The sequence below is a fragment of the Rathayibacter sp. AY2B3 genome (assembly GCF_002931755.1).
Classification (GTDB): Bacteria; Actinomycetota; Actinomycetes; order Actinomycetales; family Microbacteriaceae; genus Rathayibacter.
The window spans coordinates 112,344-125,588 of record NZ_PSUG01000001.1; the positions used below are offsets into that span (position 1 = coordinate 112,344).

A 13,245-nucleotide genomic window follows, 5' to 3' on the forward strand; every position below is an offset into this window, starting at 1 on the left:
CGCCCTTCCGCTCCCCATCGTACCCAGCGCCGGCGCGGGGAGCCCCGAGCCGGCCGAACCCGACGCGAACCGGCAGGCCGGGGACCGTCGTGCGGCTGTTCGGCGTATGCGGGCGGTTCGGCGGCACCGCGACCGCGCCGCCGTCCCGTGCCGGAGAGCTGCTCGTCAGACCGGTGCGCCGGCCTCCTCGTCGCCGGTGACCGCGAGGACGTCGACGACGATCACGGTGACGTTGTCGCGCCCGCCGTTGTCCAGCGCGGCGTCGACCAGGGCGTCGGCCGCCTCCTGCGCGGAGCCGGTGCCGCTGAGCAGGTGGCCGACGCCGGCGTCCGTCAGCTCCTTCGTGAGGCCGTCCGAGCAGATCAGCAGACGCGATCCGGCGAGGACGGGCACCAGCCGGTAGTCGGGGACGGGCGCCTCGTGGAAGCCGACCGCGCGGGTGATCACGTTGCTGTGCGGATGCACGTCGGCCTCGTCGCGGGTGATCAGGCCCGCGTCGACCAGCTCCTGGACGATGGAGTGGTCCACGGTGAGCTGCACGAGGGTCCCGGAGACGCTCAAGTACACGCGCGAGTCGCCGATGTTGAAGACGGACCAGTAGGGCTCTCCCCCGACCACCGTGAGCGCGATCCCGGTGACCGTGGTCCCGGTGCCGACGTCGGCCGTGTGCGACTGCCGGGCGATGTCTCCGACCGCCTCCCGCAGCGCGCGGTCGATCTCCTCCGCTCCGACGGTCGCGCCGAGCGCCGCCGTGGACAGGCGCGACACCACCGCGTCGCTGGCGACCTCTCCCGCCGCATGCCCGCCCATTCCGTCGGCGACGGCGAAGAGCGGACTCTTGGCGAGGTAGCTGTCCTCGTTCGCGCTGCGCACGTGGCCGGTCTCGGTGCGCGCGGCCCAGCCGAGGGTCACTTCGGCCGAGGGCGAGTCGGAGCTCCAGGCGGAGACGGGGACGATGACGGACGCGCGGCTGCGGCCGATCTGCGTCATCGCTGCTCCTCGCCTCCCCGTGGCCCGTGGCCGTCCGGTCCGACGGCCCGTGACCGCCGGCTCCGGGGTGCCCGGCCGCCTCCCGATGGTAGTCGCTGACGACCCTCCGCCGAGCCCGCCCGCCGTCCACTTCCCGCGATGCCCGTCGCACGGAGGGTCGGGCGCTCCGACCACCGGATCCGACGCCGGAGAGAGCTCCGACGTGCGGATCCACTTGCCCGGACCCCTGCGGACTGCCAGAATCGCCGCATGGCCCCTTCCCGCCCTCCCTCTCAGCGCCCTGTCCAGCTCGACGAGGTCTCGAAGGCGATCATCGAGCAGCTGCAGGCCGACGGGCGGCGCTCGTACGCCGAGATCGGCAAGGCCGTGGGCCTGAGCGAGGCGGCCGTCCGGCAGCGGGTGCAGAAGCTCACCGAGTCGGGCGTGATGCAGATCGTCGCCGTGACGGATCCGATGCAGCTCGGCTTCTACCGCCAGGCGATGATCGGGGTGCGGGTCACCGGCGACACCCGCGACGTCGCGGACCGGCTCGCCTCCATCCCCGCCGTCGACTACGTCGTGCTGACGGCCGGCTCCTTCGACATCCTCGCCGAGGTCGTGTGCGAGAACGACGACGATCTGATCGCCCTGCTCAACCAGGAGATCCGGTCGCTTCCCGGCGTGCTCTCGACCGAGACCTTCGTCTATCTGAAGCTCCACAAGCAGTTCTACAACTGGGGAACGCGGTAAAAGATGACCACCGAGACAGCCTTCTCGACCTCCGGCCTCGAGTCGGGCGACCCCGTCCGCGGGACGGACGCGCCAGGGGGGATCGACGACGCCTCCCTGCAGAAGAAGGCGAAGGACCATCTCTGGATGCACTTCACGCGTCAGTCGACGATGGACTCCGGCGCAGGCGTGCCGATCATCACGCGCGGCGAGGGCCACCACATCTGGGACAGCACCGGGCGCAAGTACTTCGACGGCCTGTCCGGCCTCTTCGTCGTCAATGCCGGACACGGGCGGCGCCGACTGGCGGAAGCCGCGGCGAAGCAGGCGTCGGAGCTCTCCTTCTTCCCGCTCTGGTCCTACGCGACCCCCTCGGCGATCGAGCTGGCCGACCGGCTCGCCGACCACGCGCCGGGCGACCTGAACCGGGTCTTCTTCTCGACCGGCGGCGGCGAAGCGGTGGAGACGGCGTTCAAGCTCGCCAAGCACTACTGGAAGCTGCAGGGCAAGCCGGGCAAGCACAAGGTGATCTCCCGCTCGGTCGCGTATCACGGCACCCCCCAGGGAGCGCTCGCGATCACGGGCATCCCCGGGATGAAGTCGATGTTCGAGCCGCTGGTGCCGGGCGGCTTCCGCGTCCCCAACACCAACTTCTACCGGGCTCCCGAGCACGGCGACGACCTGGAGGCGTTCGGCCTGTGGGCGGCGAACCGCATCGAGGAGATGATCGAGTTCGAGGGGCCGGACACGGTGGCCGCCGTGTTCCTGGAGCCCGTGCAGAACTCGGGCGGCTGCTTCCCGCCCCCTCCCGGGTACTTCCAGAGGGTCCGCGAGATCTGCGACAAGCACGACGTGCTGCTGGTGTCCGATGAGGTGATCTGTGCGTTCGGCCGCATCGGGCACATGTTCGCCTGCGACGAGTACGGCTACGTGCCGGACATGATCACCTGCGCGAAGGGGATGACCAGCGGCTACTCCCCCATCGGCGCGACGATCGTCAGCGATCGGATCTACGAGCCCTTCCGCCACGGTCAGGTCGTCTTCCCGCACGGCTACACCTTCGGCGGCCATCCCGTCTCGGCCGCGGTCGCGCTCGAGAACCTCGACATCTTCGAGGAGGAGGGCCTGAACGAGCGCGTGCGCGAGAACTCCCCCGTCTTCCGGTCCACGCTCGAGAAGCTGCTCGACCTGCCGATCGTCGGCGACGTCCGGGGCGACGGCTACTTCTTCGGCATCGAGCTGGTGAAGGACAAGGCGACGAAGGAGACCTTCGACGAGGACGAGTCGGAGCGGCTGCTGCGCGGATTCCTCTCGAAGGGGCTCTTCGACGCGGGGCTGTACTGCCGGGCGGACGACCGAGGCGATCCCGTCGTGCAGCTGGCGCCGCCGCTCACCATCGGCCCGCGCGAGTTCGACGAGATCGAGCAGATCCTCCGGAGCGTCCTCACCGAGGCCTGGTCGCGGCTCTAGCACCCTCACGCGGCGCGCTCCCGCCGAGCGGCGGCGAGCGCGGCCGCGACTCGGCGTGCACCCGCGTGGTGCGGATCGAGCGCGACGGCCTCGTCGGCGAACCGCCCGGCATCCTCGGCACGGCCCTCGCCGGCGAGGAGCCGCGCGAGGAGGACGAGCACTCCGGCTCGCTCGCTCGCGGGTGCGACGACGGCGGCACGGCGGAGCAGCGGAGCGAGCGCTCCCGCCACGCCGGGGTCACCGCTCCGCGCCGACCGCAGCACGCGATCCGCACCGCGGCCGCGCTGCACGGCCACGATGAGCGCGGCCAGGCCCGCTGGCCGGACGTCGGGATCGGGACTGTCGAGAGCTCGCCGGACGAGGTCGTCGACACCGTGCAGCAGGACGTCGGGCAGTTCGGCCCGCGGGTGGCGGTCGAGGAGGCGATCGACCGCGGCGGCCACCGCTCGCGAGTCGTCCCGGTCACAGGCCTCGCGACCGGCATCGCGGCCGGACGACGGGAGCACGGCGACACGGAGGGCGAGGCCGGGGAGCCCGCGCGCACGCTCCTCGAGGGCGGCGACGAGACCCTCGCACGACTCCGGACCCGCCTCGCCGGGATGCACCAGCGCGAGTGCTCGCTGCACCCGCCCGAACCGGCCGAGCGCACCGAGGCAGGCCCGCGCGACGAGGGACGGATCAGCTCCCGTCAGTTCGAAGCGGAGCGAGCCGCTCGGCGCTCCGGAGCGGAACGGGACGAGCACGAGAGTCGCCTCCGACCTGTCCTGTCGGGACCCGTGAGCGGCAGGGAGCAGCGCGGCGTCGTCGGGCGGAGCCGGCACGCGCGAGGCGGGAGTGAGACGGAGGAGGAGCGCTGAGGAGGTCATGCCGCGATCCTGCCGACCACTGCACTCGCCGGGATCGACGCTCTCCCGTGATCATCAGAAGGATCCCGGGATCGACGCCTGTGGAGGGAGAGGTCGCGGCCGACACCGGATCACCGGCGCGCGGAGCACGCCCTCCGACCAGGGGTCCCTCCACAGGACCCGAGCCGCCGAGTTCTGCACCGGTGTCCGATTCCCGCCGGTCGGTCCGGAGTCCCGCGGATACTCTCGACGCATGAGAACGACTCCCCTCCACGTCCGACGGACGACGAGCCCCCTCGGCCGCATCGAGGTGGGCAGCGACGGCGATGCGATCGTCTCGCTCGCCATCGAGCAGGCCGGCCTGCTCCCGCACGAGCACCTCGCGGAATCGGATCTCCCGGTGCTCCTGCGGGCCGTCGAGCAGCTGGACGAGTACTTCGACGGGACCCGCCGCTCCTTCGATCTGCCGGTCGCTCTGCGCGGCACGCCCTTCCAGCTCGAGGTCTGGCAGCGGCTCCAGGCTCTGAGGTTCGGGGAGATCACCTCCTATGGCGCACTGGGCGCGGCCGCCGGTCGCCCCCGAGCGGGCCGGCCGATCGGCGGGGCGGTCGGCGCGAACCCGGTGCCGATCATCGTGGGCTGCCATCGCGTGCTCGCGAGCGACGGACGGATCACCGGCTTCAGCGCGGGCGAGGGCGTCGCCACGAAGGCCTGGCTTCTCGATCACGAGGGGATCCCCCACCGATGAGCACGGCCGACGGGCTCGTCGAGGGAGAGGACGGCCTTCTCCGCTGCGCCTGGAGCGGCGCGGATGCGGAGTACCGCCGCTACCACGACGAGGAATGGGGCACCCCGCTGCACGGGGATCGCCGACTGTTCGAGAAGATCTCCCTCGAGGCGTTCCAGTCCGGCCTCTCCTGGATCACGATCCTCCGCAAGCGGCCGCGGTTCCGCGAGGTCTTCGACGGCTTCGATCCGGCACTGGTCGCACGGTACGACGACGCCGATGTCGAGCGGCTGATGGAGGACAGCGGCATCATCCGGAACCGGGCGAAGATCATCGCCACCCGGGACAACGCCCGGGCCGTGCTCGCGCTCCTCGAGCAGGGCGGAGAGGGCGCGCTCGACAGGCTCGTGTGGTCCTTCCACGATCCGGACGACGAGGATCGGGTGGTCCGAGCCGCCGACGTCCCTGCGACGACGCCCGCGTCGACGGCGCTCGCGCGAGCGCTGAAGGCCGCCGGGCTCCGCTTCGTCGGACCGACCACCGCCTATGCCCTGATGCAGTCGGCCGGAGTCGTCGACGACCACCTCACCGGCTGCTGGCGCCGACGCTGACGCCTACGACTCCGGCACGACGAGGTCGAGCTCTCCCGTCTCCCGGTTCTCGGCGAGCAGGAACCCGCGCCCGGCTGCCCACGCCGAGAGCTCGCCGAGCGACTCCGTCGCCACCCGGTCCTCGGCCAGGGCCCTGACGAAGCGGCCCTTGCCCTGCTTGTTGAAGTGGTTCAGCGACCGGAGGGCACCGTCGGCTCCGCGCGAGCGGACACGGACGAAGAACCGCCCCTCGCCCGCAGGTACCGGTCCGAGCGCCGCGTACGCCTCGCTCCGCAGATCAAGGACGAGCCCGTCCAGCGCGCTCAGCACCCGCCCGGCCTCCGCCGCCCACCAGCGCTTGAGCGGCATCCCGGGGACGCGGGAATCGTGCGAGAGCCGGTACGCGGGGATCGAGTCCAGCGCCCGGATCGGCCCCCAGAGCGCGGACTGCACGATCGCCGTCCGGCCGAGCGTCTCCCGAGCACCGGAATCGAGGCTGCGCGCGTCGAGCGCATCGAAGAGCACCCCGTCGAAGCGGTCGACCGCGGGGAGGCCGACCGCCGTCGCGAGGGCGGCGTTGCGATCGATCTCGACGAGCTGGCGCGGACCGAGCTTCAGCGCCCGCGCCGAGAGCTCGCGGTCTCCGGCCAGGGCGATCAGCGCCTCCGCCAGCTCGCGCCGCTTCGCATGGAGCTCGGGGAAGGCGAGCGACTCGAGCACGAACGGCTCGTCGCCTCCGTCCCGCTTCGTCTCGGACGGTGGGAGCAGGACGTGCACAGGACTCCTTCGGACAAGAGGGGAGGACGGCACGACGGAGGGGCCGGACGATCGCGATGATCGTCCGGCCCCTCCGTGCCGCGGTGGGCGGCGGTGTACTAGACCAGCGAGGCCTGACGGGCGACCACGGTCACCACGTCGTTCTCGACGGACAGGAAGCCGTCGTCCGCCTGAGCGGTGAGACGCGTGCCGTCCAGGGCCGTGACGCGCACCTCGCCGGTGGCGAGGATCGCGAGCATCGGCTCGTGGCCGGCGAGGATGCCGATCTCGCCCTCGACGGTGCGAGCCGTGAGCTGCTTCGCCTCTCCGGACCACACCTCGGCGTTCGCGGACACGACGCTGACCTTCAGGGTCCCGGCCATGATCAGCCGTTCTCCTTCTGGATCTGGGTCCACTTCTCCTCGACGTCCGAGATCGAGCCGACGTTGAAGAACGCCTGCTCGGCCACGTGGTCGAACTCGCCCTTGGTGATCGCGTCGAACGACTCGATCGTGTCCTTCAGCGGGACGGTCGAACCCTCGACACCGGTGAACTTCTTCGCCATGTAGGTGTTCTGCGAGAGGAACTGCTGGATCCGGCGCGCACGCGACACCGTGATCTTGTCCTCCTCCGACAGCTCGTCGACACCGAGGATCGCGATGATCTCCTGCAGCTCCTTGTTCTTCTGCAGGATCTGCTTCACGTTCGTCGCCACGCGGTAGTGGTCGGCGCCCAGGTAGCGGGGGTCGAGGATGCGCGAGGTGGACGTGAGCGGGTCGACGGCCGGGTAGAGACCCTTCGACGCGATCTCGCGGGAGAGCTCGGTGGTCGCGTCGAGGTGGGCGAAGGTGGTCGCCGGCGCCGGGTCGGTGTAGTCGTCGGCGGGCACGTAGATCGCCTGCAGCGAGGTGATCGAGTGTCCGCGCGTCGAAGTGATGCGCTCCTGGAGCACACCCATCTCGTCGGCGAGGTTCGGCTGGTAGCCCACCGCGGAGGGCATGCGGCCCAGGAGGGTCGACACCTCCGAGCCGGCCTGCGTGAAGCGGAAGATGTTGTCGATGAAGAGCAGCACGTCCTGCTTCTGCACATCGCGGAAGTACTCCGCCATGGTCAGCGCCGACAGGGCGACGCGCAGACGCGTTCCCGGCGGCTCGTCCATCTGGCCGAAGACGAGCGCGGTCTTGTCGAAGACGCCCGCCTCCTCCATCTCGGCGATGAGGTCGTTGCCCTCACGAGTGCGCTCGCCTACGCCGGCGAACACGGACACTCCACCGTGGTCCTGCGCGACGCGCTGGATCATCTCCTGGATGAGGACGGTCTTGCCGACGCCCGCGCCGCCGAACAGGCCGATCTTGCCGCCCTGCACGTACGGGGTCAGCAGGTCGATGACCTTGATGCCGGTCTCGAACAGCTCGGTCTTGGACTCGAGCTGGTCGAACGCCGGCGGCTTGCGGTGGATGGGCCAGCGCTCGGTGATCTCGAACGACTCGCCGTTGATCTTCCCGTCGGCGTCGGCGTTGAGGACCTCGCCGATCACGTTGAAGACCTTGCCCTTGGTCACGTCGCCGACCGGCACCGAGATCGGCAGGCCGGTGTCGTGGACCTCCTGGCCGCGGACGAGTCCGTCGGTGGGGTTCAGGGAGATGGCGCGGACGAGGTCGTCGCCCAGGTGCTGCGCGACCTCGAAGGTCAGCTTGCTCGAGACGCCCTCGACCTCGACGTGCGTGTAGAGCGCGTTGTAGACCTCGGGGATCGCGTCGTGGGGGAACTCGATGTCAACGACGGGGCCGGTGACGCGGGCGATGCGGCCGATGGCCCCGCCCGACGTCCCGGTCGCCGCCTCAGGTGCGGTCAGTGTCATTGCTACTTCCTTCTGTGGTCTCACCGCTCCCGGAGGGCGGAGTCGAAACTGTGTGGAGCGGAGCCCTCTTACTTGGAGGAGGACAGGGCGTCGGCGCCGCCGACGATCTCGGCGATCTGCTGCGTGATCTCGGTCTGGCGGGCGTTGTTGGCGAGACGCGTGTAGGTCTTGATCAGCGTGTCCGCGTTGTCGCTCGCCGACTTCATGGCCTTCTGGCGCGCCGCGTGCTCCGAGGCCGCCGACTGCAGCATCGCGTTGAAGATGCGGCTCTCGACGTACACGGGCAGGAGGCGGTCGAGGACCGTCTCGGGGTCGGGCTCGAACTCGTAGAGCGGGTACAGCTCGCTGTTCTGCTCCTCGGCGCCCTCGACGACCTCGAGCGGCAGCAGCCGGACGACGGTCGGCTGCTGGGTGACCATGCTGACGAAGCGGTTGTAGACGAGGTGGATCTCATCCACGCCGCCCTCCTCGTCATCGAGGTTGTACGACTCGACGACCGCGTCCGCGATCTCCTTCGCCGTCTCGAACACGGGCTGGTCGGTGCCGCCCGTCCAGACGCGGACGCTGGCCCGCTTCCGGAACGAGAAGTACGCGTTCGCCTTGCGGCCGACCAGGTAGAAGACGACCTCCTTGCCCTCGCTGCGCAGCAGCGCGGCCAGCTCCTCGGCCTCCTTGAGCACGCTCGAGGAGAAGGCGCCGGCGAGGCCGCGATCGGAGGTGAAGATGACGATCGCGGCCGTGTCCAGCTTCTCGCGCTCGGTCGTGAGCGGGTGCTCCACGTTCGAGTAGGTCGCGACAGCGGACACGGCGCGCGTGATCGCGTTCGAGTAGGGCGCCGCGGCAGCGACGCGGTTCTGCGCCTTCTGGATGCGCGAGGCCGAGATCAGCTCCATGGCCCGAGTGATCTTCTTGGTCGTCTGGGCCGAGCGGATCTTCGACCGGTAGACCCGGAGTTGCGCTCCCATGTGTCTCCTGTTGTCCTAAAAGTGGCGAATCGTCGGGGTGCCGCTGGTCAGCGACGGCCCTTGACGATCTTCTCCTGGCCGACCTCGTCGGCCGCGATGGCCTGGTGCTCCTCGCGCCCGACCGAGGCGAGCGGCTTGCCCTCACCGGTCTGGAACTCGAGCTTGAAGCCGTCGACGGCACGGTTGAGCTCGGCGACGGTGTCGTCGGAGAGCACGTTGGTGTCGCGGAGGGTGTTCAGCACCTGGGTGTTGCGGCCCAGGTAGTCCAGGAGCTCGCGCTCGAAGCGCAGCACGTCGGGGACCGGGACCTCGTCGAGCTTGCCGTTCGTTCCGGCCCAGATCGAGACGACCTGCTCCTCGACGGGGTACGGCGAGTACTGCGGCTGCTTGAGCAGCTCGGTGAGGCGGGCACCGCGGGCGAGCTGGCGGCGCGACGCGGCGTCGAGGTCGGAGGCGAACATCGCGAAGGCCTCGAGCGAGCGGTACTGCGCCAGCTCGAGCTTCAGCGTGCCGGAGACCTTCTTGATCGACTTGACCTGCGCGTCGCCGCCGACCCGCGAGACCGAGATGCCCACGTCGACCGCGGGACGCTGGTTGGCGTTGAAGAGGTCGGACTGGAGGAAGATCTGGCCGTCGGTGATCGAGATCACGTTGGTCGGGATGTAGGCCGAGACGTCGTTCGCCTTGGTCTCGATGATCGGGAGACCGGTCATCGAGCCGGCGCCGAGCTCGTCGGACAGCTTCGCGCAGCGCTCCAGCAGACGGGAGTGCAGGTAGAAGACGTCACCGGGGTACGCCTCGCGTCCCGGCGGGCGGCGCAGGAGGAGCGACACGGCGCGGTAGGCCTCGGCCTGCTTCGACAGGTCGTCGAAGATGATCAGGACGTGCTTGCCGCCGTACATCCAGTGCTGGCCGATGGCCGAGCCGGTGTAGGGGGCGAGGTACTTGAAGCCGGCGGGGTCGGAGGCGGGGGACGCGACGATGGTCGTGTACTCCATCGCTCCGGCGTCCTCGAGCGCGCCCTTCACCGAGGCGATGGTCGAGCCCTTCTGGCCGATGGCGACGTAGATGCAGCGGACCTGCTTGTTCGTGTCGCCCGACTCCCAGTTGGCCTTCTGGTTGATGATCGTGTCGATCGCGATGGCCGTCTTGCCGGTCTGGCGGTCGCCGATGATGAGCTGGCGCTGGCCGCGGCCGACCGGGATCATCGCGTCGATGGCCTTGATGCCGGTCTGCAGCGGCTCGTGGACCGACTTGCGCGACATGACGCCGGGAGCCTGGAGCTCGAGGGCGCGGCGGCCCTCGGAGGCGATCTCGCCGAGTCCGTCGATCGGGTTGCCGAGCGGGTCGACGACGCGACCGAGGTAGCCGTCGCCGACGGGGACCGAGAGGACCTCGCCGGTGCGGGTGACCTCCATGCCCTCCTCGATGCCGGAGAACTCGCCGAGGACGACGACGCCGATCTCGTTCTCGTCGAGGTTCTGGGCCAGGCCCAGGACGCCGTTGGAGAAGCGGATGAGCTCGTTGGCCATGACGCCGGGGAGGCCCTCGACGTGGGCGATGCCGTCGGCGGCGTCGATGACGTAGCCGACCTCGGTGGTGGAGGCCTTGCCCGGCTCGTACGACGAGACGAAGTCCTTCAGCGCGTCGCGGATCTCATCCGGGCTGATGGTGATATCTGCCATGGGAATTCCTATTCGTTGGGTCCGTGCGAGCCGAAGAGGTCGTCGGGGCCTGACCTGGATGGTGCGGGGGTCGAGGGCAGTGCCCTCTGAGGATACGTGCGCCCGTCAGGACGCGAGCTGGAGCTTCAGGTCGGACAGCCGTGCGGAGACGGTTCCGTCGATGACCTCGTCGCCGACGTGCAGGCGCATCCCACCCAGGAGGGAGGGATCGACCACGACGTTGACGGAGACCGGTCGGCTGTACTGGCGCGTGAGCGCCGAGCGGAGCCGGTCGAGCTGCTCGGGAGCGATCGGTGCGGCGACCGAGACCGTGGCGAGGATGAATCCGCCCTGGTCGGCCACCACGCCGGCGGCGAAGCGGACGAGCTCCGGGATGCGGCGACCGCGCGGGTGCGCGATCAGCTGCCGGAGGATCGCCAGCGTCTCGGCCGCGGCCTTGCCCTCGAGGAGGCGCTGCACGAGCGCGACCTTCGAGTCGGCGGCGGCGAGCTTGCTGCCGAGCGCGAGCTCGAGCTGGGCGTCGGAGGCGACGACCTCGCCGAAGGAGTGGAGCTCCTTCTCGAGGTTGACGCCCTCCGGAGCGGAGGACGCGATCGCGCGGACCCCGACCTCCTCGACCCCGGCGACCATGTCGCTCGGGCTCGACCAGCGGTGACCGACGATCACGGTGAGCAGGCGCTTGGCCGGCTCGCCGAAGGGACCGAACACGCGGGCGACGAGAGCCTGCTTGCTGCTCGAGTCGGCGCTCGGGTCGGCGAGGGCCGCGCGCAGCTGCGCCTGGCCGTCGATGACCCGAGCGGCCTCGAAGAGCTGCTGGGCCGTGTCGAGGGACGCCTGACCGGCGAGGGCGGAGAGCTCCGCCTTCGCCGATGCGAGTGCCTGCCTGGACGCGCTGCCCATCAGTTGTTCGCCTTCTCCGAGGCCTCGAGGTCGGCGAGGAAGCGGTCCACGATCGCGGACGCCTTCGCGTCGTCGTTGAGGCTCTCGCCGATCACGCCGGAGGCGAGGTCGATGGCGAGGGTTCCGACTTCGGAGCGGAGCGAGACCACGGCGGCCTGACGGTCCGCCTCGATCTGGGCGTGCGCGTTGTGGAGGATGCGCTCGGCCTCGACCTGCGCCTGCTCCTTCTTCGCCGCCACGATCGCGTTGCCGTCGGCGTTCGCCTTCTCGCGGATCACTCCGGCCTCGGCGCGCGCCTCTGCCAGCTGAGCGGTGTACTTCTCGAGGGCCGCCTCGGCCTGTCGCTGGGCCTCGTCGGCCTTCGCGATGTTCCCCTCGATCGCAGCGGACCGCGCATCGAGCATCTTCTGCAGGCGCGGCAGGACCAGCCTCCAGAAGAAGAACAGCAGGATGAGGAAGATCACCCCCGACCAGAAGAAGTCGTAGAACTCCGGGATCAGAATGACCGCGGGGACGTCACCTTCTTCCGCAGCGATGTTCACAGCGGTGCTGAGCACGACTAGACCGCGAAGATGAAGTAGGTGGCGAGGCCGATGAGCGCGAGCACCTCGGTGAACGCGATGCCGAGGAACATCGTGGTCTGGAGGCGGCCGGCCATCTCGGGCTGGCGCGCCATGGCCTCGACGGTCTTGCCCGCGACGATGCCGACACCGATGCCGGGGCCGATCGCTGCGAGGCCGTAACCGACCGTCGCGATGTTGCCGGTGAGTTCGGCGAGAACGGTGACTGAGTCCACGAGTGGGTCCTTTCAGTGGGGTGATCGTGAGAACGGGCGGGAGCCCGTGAGTAGTGGGGTCAGTGCTCCTCGGCGACGGCCAACTGGATGTAGACCGCAGCGAGGAGGGTGAAGATGTAGGCCTGGAGCACGGCGACGAGGAGCTCGAAGAGCGTGAACGCACCGCCGAAGGCGAAGGTCACGACGCCGAAGAGCTTGAAGCCCGGGTCGATCTGGGAGCTGAAGAGGAAGAACTGCGTGGCCGAGAAGCACAGCACCAGCAGGAGGTGGCCGACGATCATGTTCATCACGAGCCGCAGCGCGAGCGAGAGCGGACGGATGATGAACGTCTGCAGCAGCTCGATCGGCGTGAGGATGAAGTAGATCAGGAACGGCGCTCCGGGCGGGAACAGGGCGTTCTTGAAGAAGCCCATTCCCCGGTCCTTGATGCCCGCGTAGATGAACGTGACGTAGGCGACCAGGCCGAGGAAGAGCGGCATGCCCACCACGGACGTCCCGGCGATGTTCAGGAACGGGACGATGCCGGTCAGGTTCATCGAGATGATCGCGAAGAAGATCGTGACGAGGATCGGGAGGAACCGGCGCGCGTCCTTCTCGCCGAGGATGTCCTTGGCGATGGTGACGCGGACGAAGTCGAACGCGAGCTCGACGACGTTCTGGAAGCGGCCGGGGACGAGGCGCAGCTTGCGCGTCCCGAGCCAGAAGAACAGCATCAGTGCGATGACCGCGATGAAGCGGACCAGCATGACGCGGTTGATCTCGAAAGGGGTTCCCTCGAAGAGGAAACCGGGCGGGAAGAACTCGGAGATCGACGGGGTGTGGAAGTCACTCTCACCGGTCGAGGACGAGACCAACAGGGTCACAGCGTTAGCAAACAGCGCTAGCTCCTGGAATTCGGGGCGTGGCACGTTGCAGCCGACCGAATCGAATCATTCGGACGCAACGCTCTCGC

15 protein-coding genes are annotated in these 13,245 nt (G+C 69.5%); 5 read left to right on the plus strand and 10 right to left on the minus strand.

The window, feature by feature from the left end:
• Positions 1-165: 165 nt before the first annotated feature.
• Positions 166-990 (minus strand): PP2C family serine/threonine-protein phosphatase, encoded by an 825-nt coding sequence (locus C5C24_RS00505; protein ID WP_104277129.1) that lies wholly within the window; start codon positions 988-990, stop codon positions 166-168.
• 249 nt (positions 991-1,239) lie between these two features.
• Between C5C24_RS00505 and C5C24_RS00510 the strand changes: the two genes are divergently transcribed.
• From C5C24_RS00510 to C5C24_RS00530, 5 genes are all read left to right on the plus strand, one after another.
• Complete coding sequence (locus tag C5C24_RS00510; RefSeq protein ID WP_104223032.1) at positions 1,240-1,719, plus strand: Lrp/AsnC family transcriptional regulator; 480 nt, start codon at positions 1,240-1,242, stop codon at positions 1,717-1,719.
• Between the two features lie 3 nt (positions 1,720-1,722).
• Positions 1,723-3,168, plus strand: coding sequence for an aspartate aminotransferase family protein (locus C5C24_RS00515; protein WP_104277128.1), 1,446 nt, complete (start codon positions 1,723-1,725; stop codon positions 3,166-3,168).
• 65 nt (positions 3,169-3,233) lie between these two features.
• A complete protein-coding gene (locus C5C24_RS17765) occupies positions 3,234-4,025 on the plus strand; it encodes a hypothetical protein (RefSeq protein WP_104304040.1) in 792 nt (263 codons plus the stop codon).
• Positions 4,026-4,266: 241 nt separating this feature from the next.
• Entirely contained in the window at positions 4,267-4,761 is a 495-nt protein-coding gene (locus tag C5C24_RS00525) for a methylated-DNA--[protein]-cysteine S-methyltransferase (RefSeq protein WP_104277126.1), read from the plus strand.
• Positions 4,758-5,351, plus strand: a complete 594-nt coding sequence (locus tag C5C24_RS00530) for a DNA-3-methyladenine glycosylase I (RefSeq protein ID WP_104277125.1) — start codon at positions 4,758-4,760, stop codon at positions 5,349-5,351. Before C5C24_RS00525 ends, C5C24_RS00530 begins: the two co-directional genes overlap by 4 nt.
• A gap of 3 nt (positions 5,352-5,354) precedes the next feature.
• On the opposite strand, the gene C5C24_RS00535 is transcribed toward C5C24_RS00530, so the two are convergent.
• From C5C24_RS00535 to atpB, 9 genes are all read right to left on the minus strand, one after another.
• Positions 5,355-6,107 carry a YaaA family protein gene (locus C5C24_RS00535; protein ID WP_104304041.1) on the minus strand — a complete coding sequence of 251 codons (753 nt, stop codon included), beginning with the start codon at positions 6,105-6,107 and terminating at the stop codon, positions 5,355-5,357.
• Between the two features lie 98 nt (positions 6,108-6,205).
• Entirely contained in the window at positions 6,206-6,469 is a 264-nt protein-coding gene (locus C5C24_RS00540; RefSeq protein ID WP_104223026.1) for a F0F1 ATP synthase subunit epsilon, read from the minus strand.
• Between the two features lie 2 nt (positions 6,470-6,471).
• Positions 6,472-7,947: a F0F1 ATP synthase subunit beta gene (atpD, locus tag C5C24_RS00545; RefSeq protein WP_104277123.1), complete on the minus strand. Its 1,476-nt coding sequence runs from the start codon at positions 7,945-7,947 to the stop codon at positions 6,472-6,474.
• Positions 7,948-8,015: 68 nt separating this feature from the next.
• Entirely contained in the window at positions 8,016-8,912 is an 897-nt protein-coding gene (locus tag C5C24_RS00550; RefSeq protein WP_104223024.1) for a F0F1 ATP synthase subunit gamma, read from the minus strand.
• A 47-nt stretch (positions 8,913-8,959) separates the two neighbouring features.
• Entirely contained in the window at positions 8,960-10,597 is a 1,638-nt protein-coding gene (atpA, locus tag C5C24_RS00555) for a F0F1 ATP synthase subunit alpha (RefSeq protein ID WP_104223023.1), read from the minus strand.
• Between the two features lie 105 nt (positions 10,598-10,702).
• A complete protein-coding gene (locus C5C24_RS00560) occupies positions 10,703-11,497 on the minus strand; it encodes a F0F1 ATP synthase subunit delta (RefSeq protein ID WP_104232703.1) in 795 nt (264 codons plus the stop codon).
• Positions 11,497-12,054: a F0F1 ATP synthase subunit B gene (locus C5C24_RS00565; protein ID WP_104304042.1), complete on the minus strand. Its 558-nt coding sequence runs from the start codon at positions 12,052-12,054 to the stop codon at positions 11,497-11,499. Before C5C24_RS00565 ends, C5C24_RS00560 begins: the two co-directional genes overlap by 1 nt.
• Before the next feature lie 2 nt (positions 12,055-12,056).
• Complete coding sequence (locus tag C5C24_RS00570) at positions 12,057-12,293, minus strand: ATP synthase F0 subunit C (RefSeq protein WP_104277120.1); 237 nt, start codon at positions 12,291-12,293, stop codon at positions 12,057-12,059.
• Between the two features lie 59 nt (positions 12,294-12,352).
• A complete protein-coding gene (atpB, locus tag C5C24_RS00575; RefSeq protein ID WP_068254016.1) occupies positions 12,353-13,156 on the minus strand; it encodes a F0F1 ATP synthase subunit A in 804 nt (267 codons plus the stop codon).
• Between the last annotated feature and the right edge of the window lie 89 nt (positions 13,157-13,245).